This is a genomic window from Mycolicibacter senuensis, from assembly GCF_002101885.1.
Classification (GTDB): domain Bacteria; phylum Actinomycetota; class Actinomycetes; order Mycobacteriales; family Mycobacteriaceae; genus Mycobacterium; species Mycobacterium senuense.
This window is the reverse complement of the sequence record NZ_LQPS01000042.1, coordinates 1-22,044: the sequence shown is the minus strand read 5'-3', so window position 1 is coordinate 22,044 and position 22,044 is coordinate 1. Positions and strand designations below refer to the sequence as shown.

The following is a 22,044-nucleotide window of genomic DNA, read 5'->3' as shown; positions in this document are numbered from 1 at the left end:
GACCTGCTCCGCCTGCCCCGCCCGCCCCGCCGGTCCCGCCGCCGTGACCGTCGGTGCCCGCAGCGCCGGCATTGCTCCCGTCGGTGCCGTCGGCACCAGTGGCCGCGTCACCGCCATTGCCGCCGGCCCCGCCGTTGCCGATATCGCCACCCGCCCCGCCGCTGCCGCCGGCCCCGCCCATGCCGCCGTCACCGCTGACCCCGACACCGGTGGCGTTGCCGCCGGCGCCGCCGGTCCCGCCGTTGCCGCTGAACCCGGTCGGCAGCTGACCGCCGGCGCCGCTGTCCCCGCCGGTCCCGCCGTCGCCACCGGTTCCACCGCCGGCAATACCGTCCCCGGCGCTACCGCCGGCACCACCGTTGCCGCCGGCGCCGCCATTGCCGCTGGTGCCACCAACGCCGCCGTCACCGTCGGTACCTGCCGCCTGCAGGCCGAAGAATCCGGTCGCACCGCCCTTGCCGCCGACTCCACCGAGCCCGCCGTCGCCGCCGGCCCCGCCGTCGGCGCCATTACCGCCGGCGCCGCCGTTGCCGCCGAGCCCGCCGTTGATGCTCGGGTCGATGACCGTCAAGCCGGCGCCGCCCGTGCCGCCGGTACCGCCGAGGCCGCCGTCGCCGCCGGTTCCACCGGCGCCGCCGTTGCCGCCATCGCCGGCGGAGCCGAACAACCCGGCTGCCCCGCCGTTGCCACCGGCCCCGCCCTTGCCGCCGACTTCGCCGTTGCCGCCGGCCCCGCCGTTGCCGCCGACTCCGCCGTTGCCGCCGGCAGCGCCGATATCGGTGCCGGCGGCACCAACGGCGCCCATCACCCCGGCGGTGCCTGCCGAGCCGGCGCCACCTGCCCCGCCCTCCCCACCGTCACCGGCGTTACCGAACAAGAAGCCGGCCGCGCCCCCGGTACCGCCGTCACCGCCGTCCCCGCCGGATGCGCCGGCGGCACCGGCGCCACCGTCACCGCCGTTGCCGATCAACCAGCCACCGGCGCCCCCGTCGCCACCGGCCCCGCCGTCGCCGGCCACATCGAGATCGCCCAGTCCGCCGTCACCGCCGTTGCCCAACAGCCCACCGGCCCCACCGGCGCCAACCGCGTAGCCACCGTCGCCGACCCCGCCGTGGTAGCCCGCGCCGCCGTCACCGAACAGCCAGCCGCCATCTAAACCATCCAGGTGAGCTGAGGTGCCGTCAGCCCCGTTGGCGATCATCGCCCCCAAGCCCAGCGCCTCGCTGAGCTGGTTGAGGCCGGCAAGGATCGGGTCATCGGCGGCGATCCAGGCCTGCATGCCGTCGTGCAGCGGCAGCCAGATCGCCTGAACCCACTGCGAAACCGTCTCCTCGAAGCCGGCCAGCGGGGTCACCGCCATCGTGCCCAGATCCCAGGAGGCTTCGGCGATACCCGATCCGAAGCCCATCAGCCCCGCGACATTGTCGACGCTGTCGAGGACAGCGGCGATGACTTCGTCGAATGAATCGGCTTGCGCGGCAGGCGTGGCCCACGGGGACATCCCCAAGGCCAAGAACGCACCCACCGCCGTACCGGCAGCCACGCCGACGCGTCTGACCGGCCGGACCCTGGCCCGGCCCCGACGGGTTGTGCTCGCGACGTTGCGGCGGCCAGTCATCTCTACCGAGCCTCCTTGCAGACCACTTTCACGGAAATATGATGTAAATCACATTCGCTCCCAAGGTAGCCGACATCAGGCCTGGAAAAGCCTGAATTTGCAAATCCGTCAATAATGGCGCAGTCGAACCGCCGCCGGCGACCGTGATACATTTTCCGGCTATGTACCGCAGCGCCCGCTATCTGACAGCGGTCCGTCTCCTCGCTCACGGCGCTTGTTGTCGCCGCGCATGTTGCTGCGCTTGACCCGCTGCGAATAGCGCTCCTTGACGGAGAGTTCGCCGGGTCAGCAGCCAAGCCCCATTTGGACTCTTGTAGACAAGGACCACAGCGTGCGCACCTCCCTCACCTCTGTTTCTCATCACCGCCCCCGCTCGCATCCACGCGTGGTGGCGCCATCGCTGCAGTTGCCCGAGACGGCCGGCGCCGCCGTTTTCGCCGTCGTCCGCCAGCACGGACCGATCGTTCGTGAGGCCATCGCCGGTGCCACCTCACTGAGCGTCGCCACCGTCAACCGCCAGGTCAGCGCATTGCTGGAGGCCGGGCTGCTGCTCGAGCGCGCCGATCTGGCGACCTCGGGGGCGATCGGCCGGCCGCGCCGGCCGGTGGTGGTCAACCATGAGCCGTACCTGGGGCTGGGGCTGCACATCGGGGCCAAGACGACCAGCATCGTGGCCACCGACCTGCTCGGCCGCACCCTCGACGTCGTCGAAACCCCCACCCCGGCCAACGGCGCGGCGGCGGCGCTGGCGTCACTGGCCGCCAGCGCCCGCCGGTATCTGACCCGCTGGGGCAAGCGCCGGCCGCTGTGGGTCGGAGTGGCGACCGGTGGGGCGGTGGACAGCACCACCGGCTACGTCGATCATCCGCGGCTGGGCTGGACGGCCGCACCGGTCGGGCCGGTGCTGGCCGAGGAACTGCGGTTGCCGGTGTCGGTGGCCTCTCACGTCGACGCGATGGCCGGCGCCGAACTGCTGCTGGGGGTGCGGCGCCCGGTGGCGGACAGCTCCACCAGCCTCTACGTCTACGCGCGCGAGACGGTCGGCTACGCGCTGGTGATCGGTGGGCGGGTGCACAGTCCGGCCAGTGGTCCGGGCACCATCGCCGGGCTCCCGGTGTCCTCGGACCTGCTCGGCGGCTCCGGGCAGCTGGAATCCACCGTCAGTGACGAGGCGGTGCTGGCTGCGGCCCGTCGGCTGCAGATCCTGCCCGGCGCCAACGCCGCCGCGTCGGCAGCGGTCACCGGCCTGGTGCGGGAGGCGCGCGCCGGTGACGAGCGGGCGAGGGCGCTGCTGACCGAGCGGGCCCGGGCGCTCGGCGAAGCCGTGGCACTGCTGCGCGACGTACTCAACCCGGACGACCTGGTGGTCGGGGGCCAGGGTTTCACCGAGTACCCGGAAGGCATGGCCGAGGTGGAGCGGGCGTTCGCGGAACGATCGGTGCTGTCGGGACGCACCATCCGGGTCACCGCGTTCGGCAACCGGGTTCAGGAAGCCGGCGCCGGTACCGTGTCGCTGGGCGGCCTGTACGCCGATCCGGTCGGCGCGATGCGCCGCTCGCGTGGACCCGCCGTCCCGGCGGTCCCGGAAGTGCCCGCCTGAGCGCAACTGTAAAGATGACGGGGTGGGGCGTGGATTCGGAGCTGATGTGCGCCGGGTAGCGGTGCTGTCGGTACACACCTCGCCACTGGCCCAACCCGGCACGGGCGATGCCGGCGGGATGAACGTCTATGTGTTGCAGAGCGCGCTGCACCTGGCTCGCCGCGGGGTCGAGGTGGAGGTCTTCACCCGCGCCACGTCGTCGGCCGACCCGCCGGTCGCCCATGTCGCACCCGGCGTGCTGGTGCGCAATGTGGTGGCCGGCCCGTTCGAAGGCCTGGACAAGAACGACCTGCCCACCCAGCTGTGCGCCTTCGCCGCCGGGGTGCTGCGCGCCGAAGCCGCCCACGAGCCGGGCTACTACGACGTGGTGCATTCGCACTACTGGCTCTCCGGCCAGGTCGGCTGGCTGGCCGCGGACCGCTGGGCGGTGCCGCTGGTGCACACCGCACACACCCTGGCCGGGGTGAAGAACGCGGCCCTGGCCGCCGGGGACAGCCCCGAACCGCCGATGCGCTCGATCGGCGAGCAACAGGTCGTCGATGAGGCGGACCGGTTGATCGTCAACACCGAGGACGAAGCAGACCAACTCGTCGCGCTGCACCGCGCCGACCCCGACTGCATCGATGTCGCCCACCCCGGGGTCGACCTGGAGGTCTTCCGCCCGGGTGACAAACTGCAGGCCCGGGCCGCGCTGGGGCTGTCGCCCGACGAGCCGATCGTGGCCTTCGTCGGCCGCATCCAGCCGCTCAAGGCCCCCGACATCCTGCTGCGGGCGGCCGCCGAACTGCCCGGGGTGCGCGTGGTGGTGGCCGGCGGCCCGTCGGGCAGCAGCGGGCTGGCCGCGCCCGGCGGTCTGGTTCGGCTGGCCGGGGAACTGGGTATCAGCGACCGGGTGACGTTCTTGCCGCCGCAGTCCCGGGAGGATCTGGCCGCGTTGTTCCGGGCGGCCGATCTGGTGGCGGTGCCGAGCTACTCCGAATCCTTCGGCCTGGTGGCCCTGGAAGCGCAGGCCTGCGGGACACCGGTGGTGGCCGCGGCCGTCGGCGGGTTTCCGGTGGCGGTGCGCGACGGCGTCACCGGCGCGCTGGTCGCCGGACACGACATCGGCCAGTGGTCGAGCACGATCGGCGAACTGCTGCGGCTGGGGTCCGGGCCCCGCGGCTGGGCGATGCGCCGGGCCGCGGTCGCCCACGCGGCGACGTTCTCCTGGGAGCGCACAGTGGACGCCCAGCTGGGCAGCTACACCAGCGCGATCGAAGACTTCGCCGCGGCGCGCGGTGAGCGCATGCGGGTGCTCGGTGCCGCACGCCGGCCCCGGCGCTGGCCGGCGCGGCGGGGGGCGCGGGCATGAACCCCGGCTTGAACCCCGGCAAGGTCCGCCGGCTCATCGAAGAGACCCTGACCGCGGCCGAGCTGAGCTATTCGCCGGTGCCGGGCTCCCACGGCGGGCTGCCCGGGCTGGTCGTCGAACTGCCCGGCGAGCGCAAGCTCAAGACCAACACCATCCTCAGCATCGGGGAGCACTCCGTGCGCGTCGAGGCGTTCGTCTGCCGCAAGCCCGACGAGAACCACGCCGGGGTCTACCGGTTCCTGCTCAAGCGCAACCGCCGGCTCTACGGGGTGGCCTACACGCTGGACAACCTCGGCGACATCTACCTGGTAGGCCGGATGGCGCTGGCCACGGTGACTGCCGAGGAGATCGACCGGGTGCTCGGGCAGGTGCTCGAAGCCGTCGACTTCGACTTCAACACCTTGCTGGAGTTGGGATTCGCCTCCTCCATCCAGAAGGAGTGGGAGTGGCGGGTCTCCACCGGGCAGTCGCTGAAGAACCTGCGGGCCTTCGAGCACTTGATCGACAAGGATGACGGCACGGGCGACGACAAGGACAACGACGAGTGACGCCGGGGCCCGTGAGACACTGACCGGCATGTCTGACACTGCCACGCTGGTGCTGCTGCGCCACGGCGAGAGCGAATGGAACGCCAGCAACCAGTTCACCGGGTGGATGGACGTCAACCTGACCGAGAAGGGCCGCACCGAAGCGGTGCGCGCCGGTCACCTGCTCGTCGAGCACGACCTGCTGCCCGACGTGGTCTACACCTCGCTGCTGCGCCGCGCGATCACCACCGCCAACCTGGCACTGGACGCCGCCGACCGGCACTGGATCGGCGTGCACCGCACCTGGCGGCTCAACGAACGGCACTACGGCGCGCTGCAGGGCCTGGACAAGGCCGCGACCAAGGCCCGCTACGGCGACGAGCAGTTCATGACGTGGCGGCGCAGCTACAACACCCCGCCGCCGCCGATCGAGCCCGGCAGCCGCTACAGCCAGGACACCGACTCCCGCTACGCCGACATCGGCGGCGGCCCGCTGACCGAATGCCTGGCCGACGTGGTGGCGCGTTTCCTGCCCTACTACACCGACGTCATCATCCCGGAGCTGCGCTCGGGCAAGACCGTGCTGATCGCGGCACACGGCAACTCGCTGCGGGCCCTGGTGAAGTACCTCGACGGAATGTCGGATGAAGACGTGGTGGGTTTGAACATCCCGACGGGTATCCCACTGCGTTATGACCTGGACTCCGAGCTGCGCCCGAAGCTGGCCGGCGGGGTTTACCTGGACCCGGAGGCGGCCGCCGCCGGGGCGGCCGCGGTGGCCAGCCAGGGCGCCAAATAGCGCGCCGGGCCCGTCCAGCGTGAATTCCGGGTGGAAACCCGGTGAAATCTTCGCCCTGAATTCACGTTCGGCGCACGTCATGGTCGATCGTTGGCCAACCGTCGGTCGCGGACTGCGTACGATTTTGCCGTGGCTGCGACTTCGGCGCTGACGCTCGCCGCTGCGTCGGCACTGCCGGCGCTCATGGCGGGCTTTGCGGCCGGTTTTTGGTTCTCGCCCCGGTTCGCCGAGCGGCGCCGGCGGGTCACCACCGAACGAGCCGGGATCACCGTTTCGCAGATGCTGCGCCAGATCGTGGCGCACGCCTCGTTGGGGATCGTCGTCGTCGACCGTCACCGCGATGTCGTCTATCTCAACGAGCGGGCCGCTGAATTGGGGCTGGTGCACGGCAGGCTCCTCGACGACGACGCGTGGGAGGCCGCGCAGCTGGCATTGGAGGGTGAGCAGGAGGTCGACTTCGACCTGTCGGCGGCCAACAAGCGGGCGGCCGGGGCCACCCGGTCGGAACTCCCGGCGGTGCGCGGCTACGCCCGGCTGCTGTCCCAGGAGGATCGCCGGTTCGCGGTGGTGATCGTCGACGACCAATCCGAACAGGCCCGGATGGAAGCCAGCCGGCGCGACTTCGTGGCCAACGTCAGCCATGAGCTCAAGACCCCGGTGGGCGCGATGGGGTTGCTCGCCGAAGCACTGCTGGCCTCTGCCGACGACCCCGAGGCGGTACGGCCGTTCGCGGAGAAGGTGTTGCTGGAGGCGAACCGGTTGGCCAACATGATCGGTGAGCTGATCGAGCTGTCCCGGCTGCAGGGGGCCGACCCGCTGCCGGACCTGGGCGCCGTCGATGTCGACAGTGTGGTGAACGAGGCGATCTCCCGGCACAAGGTGGCGGCCGACAACGCGGAGATCACCATCACCACCGACGCCCCGAGTGGCTTCCGGGTGCTCGGCGATGAGCCGCTACTGGTCACCGCGCTGGCCAACCTGGTGTCCAACGCCATCGCGTACTCCCCGCACGGGGCACCGGTGTCGATCAGCCGGCGCAGCCGCGACGGCTTCGTCGAGGTCGCGGTCACCGACCGCGGGATCGGCATCGCGCGCAAAGATCAGCACCGCGTCTTCGAACGGTTCTTCCGCGGCGACAAGGCCCGGTCGCGGGCCACCGGCGGCAGCGGGCTCGGTCTGGCCATCGTCAAGCACGTGGCGGCCAACCACAACGGCACCATCTCGCTGTGGAGCCAGCCGGGCACCGGTTCGACGTTCACCTTGGCGATTCCCGCCTACCAGGGCAGTGTGGACCAAGAGAAGGAGGAGCAGTGATCACACCCGTCGTCGGTAACCCAGGGGAGGAGCAGCGGCGATGACGCACGTCTTGATCGTTGAGGACGAGGAGTCGCTGGCCGATCCGCTGGCGTTCCTGTTACGCAAGGAGGGCTTCGAGGCGACCGTGGTCACCGACGGCACGGCGGCGTTGGCCGAGTTCGACCGCTCCGGCGCCGACATCGTGCTGTTGGACCTGATGCTTCCGGGGATGTCGGGCACCGACGTCTGCAAACAACTGCGGGCCCGCTCCAGCGTGCCGGTGATTATGGTCACTGCCCGCGACAGCGAGATCGACAAGGTCGTGGGGCTGGAACTCGGTGCCGACGACTACGTGACCAAGCCGTATTCGGCCCGCGAGTTGATCGCGCGGATCCGGGCCGTGCTGCGCCGCGGCGGCGACGACGAGGGCGGTGTCGGCGAGGGCGTGCTGGAATCGGGCCCGGTGCGCATGGACGTCGAACGCCACGTCGTCATGGTCAACGGCGAGCAGATCACCTTGCCGCTCAAGGAGTTCGACCTGCTCGAATACCTGATGCGCAACACCGGCCGGGTGCTCACCCGCGGCCAGTTGATCGACCGCGTCTGGGGTGCCGACTACGTCGGCGACACCAAGACCTTGGATGTCCACGTCAAGCGACTACGGTCCAAGATCGAGGCCGATCCGGCCAATCCGGTGCACTTGGTTACCGTGCGGGGATTGGGGTACAAGCTGGAGGGCTGAGCTTCGCGCCGTCACCTGGATGGGTGACCTAACTTGCTCGTGCGGTAGTCGTCACCGAAAATCACGAGATTGATGTCCTGCTTCTTAAGGTAACCTTAATCAAGGTTGCCTCAAGGAGTCCTTGGGCCCAATTTGAACCCATCTTCGTTAGCCGATACGGGAGACGCGATCGATGAGCGGGCCGGACGACACGGTGCACACCCTCCGCACTCTGGTGGACCTGCTGATGCAGCGTGCCCAGCAGCGCGGCGATGCCCCGGCGTTCAGCTTCTCCCGTGACGGCGACGAGCACGAGATCAGCCGGGCGTCCTACCGGGAATTCGACCGGCGCGCCCGCCAGATCGCCGTCGACCTGCAGGCGCAGGGCGCCGCCGGGGAACGGGTGCTGGTACTGTGCCCGCCCGGCCTGGATTTCATCGCCGGCTTCTTCGGCTGCCTGTACGCCGGCGCCATCGCGATCCCGGTGCACCCGCCGATGCGTGAGCATCTCCTGCCGCGCGTCGAGTCGATCATCGGCGACGTCCAGCCCCGCTTCGCGCTCACCACCGCCGAGATCGAGCCGAAGATCAAGCCCGCGATCGACGCGCTGCCCGGCGGGCAGGCGCTGCGGTGGACGATCACCGACGACACGGCCGCGACCAACGCGGCGGGCTGGGTGCCGCCGCAGATCGACGGCGACAGCGTCGCGATGCTGCAATACACCTCCGGCTCGACCAGTGCTCCCAAGGGCGTGGTGCTCACCCACGGGAACCTGGTGCACAACATGGCGACCATCGCCGAAGCATGGAACGCCAACACCGACATGCCGCACGTGGTCGGGGTGTTCTGGCTGCCGCCCTACCACGACATGGGCCTGATCGGCGGGCTGCTGGCAACCATGTACGTCGGGGGCCATTCGATCCTGATGCCGCCGACCGCCTTCATCAAACGGCCGATGCGGTGGCTGGAAGCGATCTCGCGCCATCACGCCATGATCACCGCGGCGCCGAACTTCGCCTTCGACATGTGCGTCGAGCTGAGCAGCCCTGCCGAGCGCGCTGCACTGGACCTGTCCAATTGGACGGTGGCGCTGTGCGGCGCCGAACCGGTGCGCACCGCCACCCTGGACGCGTTCACCGACGCGTTCGCGCCGGCCGGCTTCAAGAAGGAGTCGTTCTACCCGGTATACGGGCTGGCCGAGGGCACCCTGCTGGTCTCCGGCGGCTCGGACCGTCCGGTGCCGATGGTGCAGCACATCGACCGGGTCGCCCTGGGCGACAACCGGGTCATCGACGTCCAAGTCGACGACCCCAACGTCGCGACCCTGGTGGGTTGTGGCAAGCCGCGCGGCGGCCAACGGGTGATCATCGTCGATCCAGAGACCCGCCGGGAATGCGCCGCCGACCGGGTCGGGGAGATCTGGGTGGCCGGCGGCAGCGTCGCGCACGGCTACTGGGGAGCTCCGGAGCTGTCCGCGGAGACGTTCGCCGCGACCCTGTCCGACAGCGGCGAGGGCCCCTTCCTGCGCACCGGCGATCTGGGCTTCCTGCATTCGGGGGAGCTGTTCGTCACCGGTCGCCGCAAGGACCTGATCATCATCCGGGGTACCAACCACTACCCCAACGACATCGAGCTGACCGTGCAGGACACCGACCCGGGGCTGCTGCGCGGCCGCGGTGCGGTGTTCTCTATCGCCCCGGAGCCGGGCGCTGCCGAGCAGCTCGTCGTGGTCCAGGAGGTCGACCCGTCCCGGATCGGTCCGGACGCCGCCGACGAGGCGATGCAGGCGATCCGCACCGCGGTGACCGAGAACCACTCGGTGCGCACCTACGCCGTCGTTCTGGTGCAGCCGCTGCAGCTTCCGACCACCTCCAGCGGCAAGATTCAGCGCAGCTCCTGCAAGCAGCAGTACCTCGACGGCGCGTTGCCCGTCGTGGCGCAGTGGCCGTCCGGTGCCCGCCGGCCGCCGCCCGCATCCGTGCCGGCCCCGGCGGCGCAGGCAGCACAGCAGACGCCGGGAACCCGCAGCGCCGCCGAGATCAGCGCCTGGCTCGTCGACCGGCTCGCCCAGGACCTCGAGTTGTCGGTCGCCGAGGTCGACCCGGCCAAACCGTTCGCGTTCTATGGGCTGGATTCCATTCACGCGGTGCGGCTTTCGACCGCCCTGGAGCAGTGGCTGGGCTGTGAGCTGGCCCCCACCATCGCCTACGAATACCCCTCGATCGACATCCTCTCGGACCACCTGGCCCGCTTGAATACGCCGGCCAAGGACGAGCAGTCCGGCCCGCGGCAGCCCGAACCCGCCGAACGGCCCGCCGCCGACGAGCCGATCGCGATCGTCGGCATCGGTTGCCGGTTCCCGGGCGCCGACGGACCCGAGGCCTTCTGGCGGCTGTTGTCGGGCGGGGTGGACGCCACCGGTGAGGTCCCGGCCGACCGCTGGGACGTCGACGCGTTCTACAACCCGGATCCGTCGGTGCCGGGCACCGCGGTCACCCGCCGGGGCGGGTTCCTGGACCAGGTCGACCAGTTCGACTTTCAGTTCTTCGGGATCTCGCCGCGGGAGTCGGCGCAGATGGACCCGCAGCAGCGGCTGCTGCTCGAGGTGGCCTGGGAAGCCCTGGAGGATGCCGGTCAGGTGCCCGACGCCCTGGCCGGCAGCCGCACCGGGGTGTTCGTCGGCATCTCCACCAACGACTACGGCTTCCTGCGGCTGGGCCAGCCCCAGCTCGTCGACGCCTACACCGGCACCGGCAACGCGCTGAGCATCGCCGCCAACCGGTTGTCCTACACGTTCGACTTCCACGGCCCGAGCCTGTCGGTGGACACCGCGTGCTCGTCGTCGCTGGTGGCCGTCGACCTGGCGTGCCGCAGCCTGCGCGACGGCGAGTGCAACATGGCGCTCGCCGCCGGGGTGAACGTGATCCTGTCGCCGGCGCTGGCGATCAACTTTTCCAAGGCCCGGGTGATGGCCCCCGACGGCCGGTGCAAGACGTTCGACGCCGACGCCGACGGGTATGTCCGCGGTGAGGGTGCCGGGGTGGTGGTGCTCAAGCCGCTGCGCCAGGCGCTGGAGGACAACGACCCGGTCTACGCGGTGATCCGCGGCAGCGCCACCAACTCCGACGGCCGGACCAACGGCCTGATCGCCCCCAGCGGGCGGGCGCAGGAGCGTGTGCTCACCGAGGCGTTCCACCGGGCGGGCCTCCCGGCCGGCGCCGTGCAGTACATCGAGGCGCACGGCACCGGAACGGCCATCGGCGACGCCATCGAGGCCAATGCCCTGGGCACCGTGCTGGCCGAGGGCCGGCCGGAGAGCAGCCGCTGCCTGGTGGGCTCGGTCAAGACCAACATCGGCCACCTGGAGGCGGCCGCCGGTATCGCCGGCCTGATCAAGGTGGCGTTGTCGCTGCAGCAGCGGGCCATCCCGGCCAGCCTGAACTACACCGAACCGAACCCGCACATCCTGTTCGAGAGCCTGCCGTTGGAGGTGGTGCAGACCCTGACCCCGTGGCCGGCTGGCAGCCGCGCGGTGGCCGGGGTCAGTTCCTTCGGGTTCGGCGGCACCAACGCCCACGTAGTGCTCACCGAGGCCCCGCAGGTCCGCAGCGGCTATCGCGACGAGTCCGCGGCGCCGCGCGCCGAGTTGCTGGCGCTGTCCGCCCGGTCGCCGGAGGCGTTGAGCGCGCTGGTCGGCGAGTACGAGATGGCGTTATTTTCTAGCGGTCTCGGGGCGACCATTGTCGGGGGCGGCGCGCTGGCCGATCTCTGCTACACCGCCGGCGCGCGCCGCGGCCACCACGACTACCGGCTGGCGGTGGTCGGCGACTCACCGGCGGCGCTGTTCGAGTCGCTGTCGGCCTACCGGCTGGGTGAATCCCGTCCGGGGCTGTCGGTCGGGCACTGCTCGCCGGGCCGGCCCGGGCCGGGCGTGACATTCGTCTTCTCCGGGCAGGGCTCGCAGTGGCACGGCATGGCGCAGCGGTTGCAGGCCGACGAACCGGTGTTCGCCGATGCGCTGGCCGCCTGCGACACTGCGCTGCACCCGCACCTGGGGCACTCGATCCTCAAGGAGCTGGCCCGCGACGAGGACAAGTCCAAGCTGTCCGACATCGGCATCCTGCAGCCCACGATCTTCGCGATCCAGGTGGCGCTCGCCGCGCTGTGGCGGTCCTGGGGAGTCGAACCCGCCGCGGTGGTCGGCCACAGCCTCGGCGAGGTGGCGGCCGCCCACGTCGCGGGAGCGCTGAGCCTGGATGATGCCGCGCGGGTGATCTGCGCGCGGGCCCGGATGCTGCGGGGAGTGCGCGGCCGCGGCGCGATGATGGTCACCGAGACCACCATGGCCGAGGCGCAGGAGCTCATCGCCGGTCATGAGCGCGAGGTGGCGGTCGCCGCCAGCAACAGCCACCGGTCGACGGTGCTCGCCGGTGAGCGCGCGGTGCTGGAAGAGCTGATGGGCAAACTGGCCAAGCGGGACCGGTTCTGCCGGTGGATCGAGGTCGACGTGGCCTCCCACAGCCCGCAGATGGAGGCCCTCGGAGCGGGCCTGCGCGGCAGCCTGGTCAAGCTGAAGCCAACCGCGCCGACGGTGCCGATGTACTCCACGGTCACCGGGGAACTGGTGGGCGAGCAGCTGCTGGACGCCGACTACTGGGTGTCCAACCTGTGTTCGCCGGTGCGGTTCTCCCCGGCGCTGCGACGGCTGCTGGAGACCGGGCACGACACCTTCGTCGAACTCAGCCCGCACCCCATCCTGCTGACGGGGGCCCGCGAGGACGCCGAGAACCTCCATCGCAGCGCCACGCTGCTGCCTTCGATGCGCCGCGACGACGAGGGCCGCTCGACCATGCTCGGCTCGCTGGGCACCCTCTACACCCGGGGACACCCGGTGGCCTGGCCGCAGATCTACCCCGAGGGCAGCCACTGCGTCCCCGCGCCCACCTACCCCTGGCAGCGCGTGCACACCTGGCTGGACGCCGGCTCCATCGCCGCGCCCCGCCACGGCGGCGCCGCAGGCCCGGGCGGCGGGTGGCGTGGCCCCATCCGATCGGCCGCTCAGCCCGGAACGGTGTTGGTCGAGGTCGACGTCACCACCGGTGCGCTGTCGACCGAGCAACTGGGTGAACTGGCCTGCAAGGCAGCCGAACTGGCGTTCGGTCCGGGCAGCCGATCGGTCGGCGAGCTGAGCCTGCGTGGCGGTCCTGCCGCGGCGGACACGGTGCAGTTCGCGCTGACCGGTGACGCGTTCGAGTGTTATGCCAGCGCAGCCGGTGCGGACTGGTCGCTGCTGGCCACCGGCACCCTCGTGGCCGGCCAGAGCGGGGAGCCGGTCGTCATCGCCGCCCCCGCAGATCCGCGCGACCGCAGCTATGCGCTGCGCTGGCAGCCCGAGTCGATCGTCGCCGACGGCTCAGGCCGGTCTGAAGGCCGGCCGGAAGGCCGGGCGTCCGAACCCGGCAGTTGGCTGATCCTGTCCGACGGCCCGGTGGCCGACACGCTGCGGGACCACCTGGAGGCGCAGTCCCAGTCCTGCGTGCTGGTGGAAGCGGTCGTCGGGCTCGCCGAGATCGAACGTGTGAGCGCGGACAGCTATCGCATCGACCCGGACAAACCCGAACACTTCGGTGAGTTGCTGCGCGCGGCGTTCGGCGGCGACCGGCCGCCGTGCCGAGGCGTGGTGCACTTGTGGAACCTGCTGAGCGCCGGCGCCGACGCAGAGTCGCTGGACACCGCGACCACCGTCGGGTCGCTGAGCGTGGTCCACCTGATCCAGGCCCTGACCCTGTCGGGCTGGCCGGACTCGCCGAGGCTGTGGCTGGTGACCCGTGGTGCGCAACCGGCCGGCTGGGAAGAGTCCGGGCCGGCCGCGCCGGCGGTCGCGCAGGCACCGGTCTGGGGGCTGGCCCGCAGCATCGATCACGAACATCCGGAACTGCGCGCCACCGGCGTCGACCTGTCGGCCGACGGCGGCACCGAAGAACTGCGCGGCCTGTTCAGCGAGATCTGGTCGGACAACACCGAAACCGACGTGGCGCTGCGCGGCCACCGCCGCTACGTGGCACGGCTGGAGCCCTTGGAGAACCCGGCGGCGCTGTCCGAACAGTCCGGCGAGTTCGCCGCGCGTGCGGACGCCAGCTATCTGATCACCGGCGGCCTCGGCGCGGTCGGCGGCAAGATCGCCGCGTGGCTGGTCGAGCGCGGTGCCCGCCACCTTGTCCTGATGGGCCGCAGCGCGCCGTCGGCAACGGCCCAGGCGACGCTGGACGCGCTGCGGGCCGCGGGCGCCGAGGTGACGGTCGCCCAGGGTGACGTCACCAAGTCCGGTGACGTCGCGGCGGCCCTGGCCACCATCGGTACGGCGATGCCGCCGCTGCGCGGCGTGGTGCACGCGGCCGGCACCGTCGACGACGCCATCCTGGCGCGCCTCGACGCCGCGAAGCTGCGCGCGGTGATGGCGCCGAAGGTTCAGGGCGCCTGGAACCTGCACACCCTGACCGCCGATGCGGAGCTGGACTTCTTCGTGCTGTTCTCCTCGGCCGCCTCGGTGCTGGGTTCGCCCGGGGCCGCCAACTACGGGGCCGCGAACGCCTTCCTGGACGCGCTCGCCTGGCACCGCCGGGCGGCCGGCCGCCCGGCGCTCAGCGTCAACTTCGGCCCGTGGGCCGGGTTGGGCATGTTCACCAACTCCGAGTTGCACCGGCACTTCTCGCACTACGGCGTCGAAGGCATGTCGGCGGAGGCTTACTTCGCCGCACTGGCGGCGCTGCTGGCCGGCCCGGCTTCCCAAGCGACCCAGGTCTTGGTGCTCGACATCGACTGGGCGCGGTGGCGCCCCAGCGCGCAGTCACCGCTGCTGCGCGACCTGCAGGCGGCGGTGCCGGCCGGACCGGGCGGCGCGGCCGCCGCAAGCGGCCTGTTCGAGGCGGTGCAGGCCGCCGACCCGGCGCAACGTCAGCAGCTGCTGGAGACCTACCTGCGTGACCTGGTCGCCGGCAAGCTGGGCCTGGCCCCGTCGGGCCTGGATGTCACGGCGCCGCTGAACAATCTCGGGGTGGACTCGCTGATTACCCTGGAACTGCGCATCCAGGTGGAGCGGGAACTCGGCATCGTGGTGCCGGTCGCCCGCCTGCTGGACGGCCCCAGTGTGGACAGCCTGGCCGGCTGGCTCAGCGAGCAGTTGGCCGCCGGCGAACACGCCGAGCGGATCCCGGTCCCCGGCACCGGCGCGGCGCCCGACGTCGCGCTGCCGACCCCGGAGTCGGACGTGCTCGCACAGGTTTCCGACCTCTCCGACGAGGCGGTGGATGCGTTGCTGGCGAAGATGATCGCCGACGGCGAGCACGCCCAGGACGGGGGTAACCCGTGACGAACGGACCCGACGGGCCCATCGACATCTCCAGCCTGTCACCGGAGAAGAAGCGCGAACTGCTGGCGGCGTTGCTGACGGCCAAAGCGCAGCAGAAGACATCCGAACACGAGCTGTCCTACGGTCAGCGGTCGATGTGGTTCGTCCACCGGCTCGCACCCGACAGTGCCGCCTACACCGTCGCCTACGCCGGACGCATCGCCGCCGGTCTCGACGTGCCGGCCCTGGAGCGGGCCGCCCAGGCGTTGGTGGACCGGCATCCGATGCTGCGCACCACCTACGCCGAGCGTGACGGCCAGCCGATCGGCCTCGTCCACGCGCATTGGCCGGTGCGGATCACCACCCAGCGCATCGGTGCGGACCCGGCAGAGCTGCAGGAGTGGATCCAGACCGAGACCGACCGGCCGTTCGATCTGCGTAACGGGCCGATGCTGCGGCTGACCCTGCTGGAGCGCGCCGTCGGAGGTGGCGGCTCGGATCACGTGCTGCTGTTGACCGTGCACCACATCGCCGTCGACTTCTGGTCCATCGACGTCATCCTCGACGAACTGCGAGCGTTGTACGCCGCCGAGCGCGGCGCCCCCGCTGCCACGCCGCCGGGGCCGCCGGCCGACCGGTATGTCGACTACGCCACGCAGCAGAACCGCATGCTGCGCGGGCCCGACGGTGAACGGCTGTGGGACTACTGGCGCGAGGTGCTCAGCGGTGAGCTGCCGACGCTGGCGCTGCCGACCGACCGGCCGCGCCCGGCGGTGCAGACCTACGCCGGTGCGCTGCACCGATTCAGCGTCGACGCGCAGGTGACGGCCGGACTCAAGCAGGTGGCGCGGACCGTCGGCGCGACGCCCTACATGACGCTGTTGGCCGCCTACGCGGTGCTGCTGCACCGCTACAGCGGCCAGGACGACCTGATCATCGGCTCGCCGTTCGCCTGCCGCGACCGGGCCGGGTTGATGGGCATGGTCGGCTATGTCACCAACCCGCTGCCGTTGCGCGTCGACGTGAGCGAGGACCCGAGTTTCGCTGCGCTGCTGGGCCAGGTCAAAGACACCGTGCTGGGCGCGATCGCACACCAGGAGTATCCGCTGCCGTTGCTCGTCGAGCGGCTCCGGCCGGTGCGCGACGCCGGGCGTACCCCGTTGTTCCAGGTGTCGTTCGCCTGGCAGCAGGTCCGGCTGTTCGAAGACAACCCCGCGAACGCGGCGGTCGGCACCGGCGGGTCCGGTGACGCCGATGGGCTGGCCCTGGAAACCCTGCACATCGGCCAGGGCGGCTCGCCGTTCGACATCACCATGCAGGTCGGCGAACACGAGGACCAGCTGCAGCTGGCGCTGCAGTACAACACCGACCTGTTCGACGCCGCGACCATGGCGGCGATGGCGCAGCACTTCACCGTGCTGCTGACCGGGCTGGCGCAGCCGGGCGCCGCGGACGCCGCGGTGTCGCAGCTGCCGCTGCTCACCGACGCCGAGCGGACCCGGCTGCAGTCCTGGAACGACACCGCCGTCGACTACCCGGCCCCGGCCGGCCTGCACGAGATGGTCGCCGCCGCTGCCGCACACACACCCGATGCCGTGGCGGTGAGCTACGAGGGCCGGGAGCTGAGCTACGCCGAGCTGGAGCGGCGGGCCAACGGGCTGGCACACCGGTTGCGCCGGTTCGGTGTCGGCACCGGCAACGACGTGGTGCCGGTGCTGCTGGAACGCTCCGAAGATCTGGTGATCGCCCTGTTGGGCGTGCTCAAGGCCGGCGGTGTCTTCCTGCCGCTGGATCCCGCCCAGCCCGCCCGGCGGATGGAAGCGATGCTGGCCGACGTTCCGGACGCGCCGGTCTGTGTCACCCACCGCGAGCATTTAACCCATGTGCCAACAGATTTCACCGGCGCCCGGCTCTGTCTCGACCAGCCGTCCGCAGCGCCCGCCGAGGCGGATTCCGCGCCCGAGGTGACCGCGACCGAGCTGGCCTACCTGATGTACACCTCCGGTTCCACCGGTACGCCCAAGGGGGCGTTGAACAGTCACGCCGGTATCCGCAACCGGCTGCTGTGGATGCAGGACGCCTTTCCGCTGACCGCGGAGGACCGGGTGCTGCACAAGACCCCGATCAACTTCGACCCGTTCGTCTGGGAGATCTTCTGGCCGTTGATCGTCGGCGCCCGGGTGGTGATCGCCAAACCGGAGGGCCACAAGGACGCCGGCTACCTGGCGCGCACCATCGCCGAACAGCAGGTCACCACGATGCATTTCGTTCCCTCGATGCTGCGCCGCTTCCTGGCGGAGCCCGAGGTCGCATCCTGCACCGGCCTGCGGCAGGTGTTCTGCAGCGGTGAGGCACTCACGGCTGACCTGCGCGACAGTTTCTTCGCCGCGCTCCCGGCCGAGTTGTACAACCTTTACGGTCCGACCGAGGCCGCCATCGACGTCACGCACTTCCATTGCATGCGCGGTGTTTCCGAACCGATCATTCCGATCGGGCGGCCGATCGCCAACATCGCCATCCACCTGCTCGACGCGGTGGGCAACCCGGTTCCGGTGGGTGTGGCCGGGGAACTGTACATCGGCGGCGTCGGTGTGGCGCGCGGCTACCTGAACCGGCCGGAGGCCACCGCCGCAGCATTCGGCGACGACCCGTTCAGCACGGTCCCGGGCGCGTTGCTCTACCGCACCGGCGACCTGGCCCGGTACCGGCCGGACGGCAACATCGAATACCTGGGCCGGCGCGACGACCAGGTGAAGATCAACGGCTTCCGGATCGAGCTCGGTGAGGTGGAGGCCGCACTGGGCAACCACCCGGGCATCGCCGAATGCGCGGTCGTGGCACGCAGCGACAGCTTCGGCAACACCCAACTGATCGCGCATGTCGTACCGGTCGCGGCGCTGCCGGGCACCGCGGACCTGCGCCGGTTCCTGCTGGAACTGGTTCCCGCGGCGATGGTGCCCGCGGTGTTTCGCGCCACCGACCTGTTGCCGCTGTCGCCCAGCGGGAAGGTGGATCGGCGGGCCCTGTCGGCCGTCGATGCCGACCTCGACGCCGCACCGCGGGAGTTCGTGGCACCGCGCGATGCCACCGAGGAGGCACTGGCGACGATCTGGCGCGAGGTGCTCGACGTGGAGCGGGTCGGCGTCACCGACGACTTCTTCGCGCTCGGCGGAGCTTCCACCCAGGCCCTGGAGGTCGCGGTGCGGGTGGGTGAGCTCGGCATGGAGCTGCGCCCGGAGTCGATGTTCGTCTACGGCACCATTGCCGAGCTGGCCGCCGAGTTCGGCCCGGTCGGCGGCGACACCGCAGCACGACGGCCGCCTGAGCCGGTCGCCTCGGCCGTTCAGGAGACTTCCGCACCGCCGGAACCCGTTGCCGCTCCGGTGAGAACGGTGCAGGCCGGCCCGTCCCGCAACATCGTCATCGAAAGCCTCGGCGTGTACCTGCCGCCGCGGGCGGTCTCCACCGAGCAGGTGCTCGCCGACTGCGTCAACGAGGTGAAGATCCCGTTGGAGCGTCTCACCGGCATCAAGAACCGGCGGATGGCCGGCGTCGACGAGTTCTCCATCGACTTGGGCCGCAAGGCGATCGCCGACTGTCTGTCCCGGTCGAGCTACGCTCCCGAAGAGATCGACCTGGTCATCGCCTGCAACATCTCCCGCTGCGACGGCCCCGAGCACATGTTCACCTTCGAGCCCAGCACCGCCTCGCAACTGCGTGACGAACTGGGCCTGTCCAACGCGGTGTGTTTCGACATCAACAACGCCTGCGCGGGCATGTTCACCGGTGTCAGCGTGGCCCAAGACTTCCTCAAGACCGGTCTGGTGCGCAACGCGCTGGTGTTCAGCGGCGAATACATCAGCCACATCACCGAGACCGCGCAGCAGGAGATCGAGGGCGCGATGGACCCGCGGCTGGCCTGCCTGACGGTCGGCGACGCCGGGGCGGCGGCGGTACTCGAACTCGGGGCAGGCGACCGGGTCGGCTTCCACGATCTGGACCTGGCCACCTACAGCGAGTTCGCCAAACTGTGCATCGCCAAGGCCACCGAGGGACCGCACGGCGGTGCCATCATGGTCACCGACTCGGTCACCCAGACCGCGATCGCTGTGAAGCACTCGGTGCCCTACGTCGCCGCGGTGATGCAGCGGCACGGCTGGCGTCCCGAGACGGCCGACCAGCTGCTGATGCACCAGACCTCCGAGGCGTCGATCAACGACGCGATCCTGACCATCAACCGGGTGTTCGGTGCCGGTGCCGCCAGCCGGGCCAACACCATCTGCAACCTCGCAGAACGTGGAAATACCGCCACCACCACACATTTCGTCGCGCTGTATGACTACATCTACGCGGGCCGGATCAACTCCGGGGACAATGTGGTGCTGTCCATCACCGGCTCCGGACAGACCATCGGCACCGGGCTCTACACCTTCGACGACCTGCCCGACCGGATGCGCCGCGCCGGCAACGGCCAGGCCAGGCAGTCCGCCCGCGGCACCCGGTCGGGCCGCCGGGAGCTGCCGGCGACGCCGCGGGTGCGTATCGATGGGATCGGGATAGCACCGGCTTCGGAGGCTTCCCTCAGTTCGATCCAGTTCGCCGTCGATGCCGCGGCCGCCTGCTTGGACGACAGCGGTGTCGAGCGGACCGACGTCGGACTGGTCATCCACACCGGTATCTATCGGGATGACTTCTTGAGTGAACCGGCCGTGGCCACCCTGGTCGCCGGCGAGGTCGGGATCAACGCCGAACCCGAGTCCGCGGACGCGCCGAAGACGTTTGCGTTCGACATCCTCAACGGCGCAGTCGGTTTCCTCAACGGCTGCCACGTCGCGGCCGGCATGGTCGGCGCCGGCCGGACCGGCCACGCCATGGTGTTGGCCTCCGAGGTGGAGAACAACACCCCGCAGAGCGGCTACCCGCGCGCCGGCATCACCGAGACCGGGTCGGCGATCATGTTGAGCCCCAGTGCCGGTCCGGAGGGCTTCGGGCGGTTCGTCTTCGGCCACTACCCCGAGTACCGGGGCGCACTGCGGACCCACACCCAGGAGCGCGACGGCCGGATGTGGCTGCGAGTCGACCGCGATCCGAACCTGGCCGCCATCTACGCGAGCTGCCTGCCCGCGGCGGTCAAGGAGTTGCTGACATTGGAGAGCCTGGAGCCCGAGGACATCGCCCTGGTGTTGCCGCCGTATCTTCCGGGCGCCGCCCTCGACGAACTCGCGGCCGGTATCGGGGTGGATCGGTCCCGGTTCGTCGACCTGGAGGCGCAGGGCTGGACCAGTGACCCGTTCACCTCGACACTGCCCTACCAGATCGCCGACGCGCGGCAACGTGGGCTGGTCAAGCCGGGCGATATCGCGTTGATCATGGCCGCCGGCTCCGGTGTCGAGGTCGGCTGCACGACCTACCGGTTCTGATCTGATGCGCGCATTCGTCACCGGGGGAACCGGTTTCGTCGGCTCGAACCTGGTCGCCGCGTTGCTCGAACGGGGCATGCAGGTGCGGGTGCTGCGCCGATCCACCTCGCCGATGGCCGCGCTGGAGGGCTTGGAGTGCGAGACCCGCGTCGGCGACGTGAACGACGGCGTCGAGGCGCTGGCCGAGGCGATGGCCGACTGCGACTGGGTGTTTCACACCGCCGCGATCTCGGATTACTGGCGCCACCGCACCCAGACCCGGCTGTACCGCACCAACGTGGACGGCACCCGCGACATGGCCGCTGCCGCAGCGCGGGCCGGAGTCAAGCGGTTCGTCTATACCAGTTCACTTGCCGCGCTGGGTATTCCGTCGCGGGGGCATGAGTTGGTCGAGACCGACGAATTCAACATCCGCCCGAGGCAGTTCCCGTACGCGCACAGCAAGCACCTCGCCGAGGCCGAGCTGCGCAAGGCGGCTGCGGCCGGCCTGCCGGTGGTGGTCGTCAACCCGTCGGCGGTCATCGGGCCCCGCGACGTCAACCGCATCGCCAGCGCGATGCTGGTCGAAGCGAAGAACGGCCGGTTGTGGTTCGCCGCCCCCGGTGGCACCAACTTCGTCTCGGTCGACGACGTGGTGGCCGGCCACATCGCGGCTGCCGAGCGGGGCCGGATCGGGGAACGCTACATCCTGGGCGGTGAGAACCTGTCCTTCCGTGCGGCGTTCACGCACGCCAACGAACTCTTCGGTCGGCGGCCACCGTCGGTCATGCTGCCGCGCTGGTTCATCCCGGTGGCGGCTGCGGGTGTCAGCGTGGCCCGCGCCGTCGTCGGGCCGCGGCTGCCGATCGATGCCCGCCAGATGAGGCTGTCTACTGCGGACATCTTCGCCGACGCCAGCAAGTCCCGCCAGGAATTGGGCGTGCCGTTCACCCCGTTCGCCACTGCGCTGCGGGCCGGATACGAGTGGTACCGCGACAACGGTTATCTGGACCGCTGACCCAACGTCCTGCCGGTGGCAGCGGCTGTCACCCGGCTTTTGCCCAGTCGTCGTGGGTGCAGACATGTCGTTGGTCGGGGCCCTCGACGGGAACGGCTTCGTAGCTGGCCTCGTCGAACAGTGGGTCGTCGAACAATGGATCATCGCGAACCGGGTCGTCGGGCCACGGCCAGTCGGCGTCGGGCGGTGGCAGCTCCTCGGGCGGCGGTCGACGGTGGTAGTCGATGACGGCTTCGATGAAGTGGAAGGGGTTGACCCGGGGTTGGCCGTGGTCAAGTTTCGGCGGCGGGATCCATTGGACCCGGCCGGATTCGCCGAGTCGGGTGGTCCAGCCCTGTTCGCTGGCCATCCGGTTATCCGGCGCGCA

At 70.5% G+C, this 22,044-nt stretch carries 9 protein-coding genes and 2 pseudogenes; 9 read left to right on the top strand and 2 right to left on the bottom strand.

Annotated features, from left to right (window positions below; all coding sequences use genetic code 11):
- A pseudogene (locus AWC24_RS22530) lies at nt 1–1,543 on the bottom strand (hypothetical protein); the annotation flags it as partial.
- A 406-nt stretch (nt 1,544–1,949) separates the two neighbouring features.
- Between AWC24_RS22530 and AWC24_RS14285 the strand changes: the two are divergent.
- The 9 genes from AWC24_RS14285 to AWC24_RS14245 all read left to right on the top strand — a co-directional run bounded on the left by AWC24_RS14285 (nt 1,950) and on the right by AWC24_RS14245 (nt 21,677).
- Nucleotides 1,950–3,218, top strand: a complete 1,269-nt coding sequence (locus tag AWC24_RS14285; RefSeq protein WP_085085984.1) for an ROK family protein — start codon at nt 1,950–1,952, stop codon at nt 3,216–3,218.
- Between the two features lie 22 nt (nt 3,219–3,240).
- On the top strand, nt 3,241–4,569 hold the full coding sequence (gene mshA, locus AWC24_RS14280; RefSeq protein WP_109560483.1) for a D-inositol-3-phosphate glycosyltransferase: 1,329 nt from the start codon (nt 3,241–3,243) through the stop codon (nt 4,567–4,569).
- Nucleotides 4,566–5,117, top strand: a complete 552-nt coding sequence (locus AWC24_RS14275) for a type III secretion system chaperone family protein (protein ID WP_085085980.1) — start codon at nt 4,566–4,568, stop codon at nt 5,115–5,117. Before mshA ends, AWC24_RS14275 begins: the two co-directional genes overlap by 4 nt.
- Before the next feature lie 28 nt (nt 5,118–5,145).
- On the top strand, nt 5,146–5,895 hold the full coding sequence (locus AWC24_RS14270) for a phosphoglyceromutase (protein WP_085085978.1): 750 nt from the start codon (nt 5,146–5,148) through the stop codon (nt 5,893–5,895).
- 183 nt (nt 5,896–6,078) lie between these two features.
- Nucleotides 6,079–7,209, top strand: coding sequence for a sensor histidine kinase (locus tag AWC24_RS14265; protein WP_085085986.1), 1,131 nt, complete (start codon nt 6,079–6,081; stop codon nt 7,207–7,209).
- A 40-nt stretch (nt 7,210–7,249) separates the two neighbouring features.
- Nucleotides 7,250–7,933, top strand: coding sequence for a two-component sensory transduction protein RegX (regX, locus tag AWC24_RS14260; RefSeq protein WP_013827421.1), 684 nt, complete (start codon nt 7,250–7,252; stop codon nt 7,931–7,933).
- A gap of 172 nt (nt 7,934–8,105) precedes the next feature.
- The gene (locus AWC24_RS14255; protein ID WP_085085976.1) at nt 8,106–15,281 is read left to right on the top strand and encodes a type I polyketide synthase; all 7,176 of its coding nucleotides are present in this window, start codon (nt 8,106–8,108) and stop codon (nt 15,279–15,281) included.
- Nucleotides 15,278–20,680 carry a non-ribosomal peptide synthetase gene (locus AWC24_RS14250; RefSeq protein ID WP_085085974.1) on the top strand — a complete coding sequence of 1,801 codons (5,403 nt, stop codon included), beginning with the start codon at nt 15,278–15,280 and terminating at the stop codon, nt 20,678–20,680. Before AWC24_RS14255 ends, AWC24_RS14250 begins: the two co-directional genes overlap by 4 nt.
- 4 nt (nt 20,681–20,684) lie before the next feature.
- On the top strand, nt 20,685–21,677 hold the full coding sequence (locus AWC24_RS14245; protein ID WP_085085972.1) for an NAD-dependent epimerase/dehydratase family protein: 993 nt from the start codon (nt 20,685–20,687) through the stop codon (nt 21,675–21,677).
- Between the two features lie 28 nt (nt 21,678–21,705).
- Here the strand turns inward: AWC24_RS14245 and AWC24_RS14240 are convergent.
- Nucleotides 21,706–22,044: pseudogene (locus AWC24_RS14240) on the bottom strand (HNH endonuclease); the annotation flags it as partial.

Bases quoted from the DNA above. Each gene is read 5' to 3' on its own strand.
- AWC24_RS14245 (WP_085085972.1), top strand. From the start codon at position 20,685: ATGCGCGCATTCGTCACCGGGGGAACCGGTTTCGTCGGCTCGAACCTG.
- AWC24_RS14270 (WP_085085978.1), top strand. From the start codon at position 5,146: ATGTCTGACACTGCCACGCTGGTGCTGCTGCGCCACGGCGAGAGCGAA.
- AWC24_RS14255 (WP_085085976.1), top strand. From the start codon at position 8,106: ATGAGCGGGCCGGACGACACGGTGCACACCCTCCGCACTCTGGTGGAC.
- regX (WP_013827421.1), top strand. From the start codon at position 7,250: ATGACGCACGTCTTGATCGTTGAGGACGAGGAGTCGCTGGCCGATCCG.
- AWC24_RS14275 (WP_085085980.1), top strand. From the start codon at position 4,566: ATGAACCCCGGCTTGAACCCCGGCAAGGTCCGCCGGCTCATCGAAGAG.
- AWC24_RS14265 (WP_085085986.1), top strand. From the start codon at position 6,079: ATGGCGGGCTTTGCGGCCGGTTTTTGGTTCTCGCCCCGGTTCGCCGAG.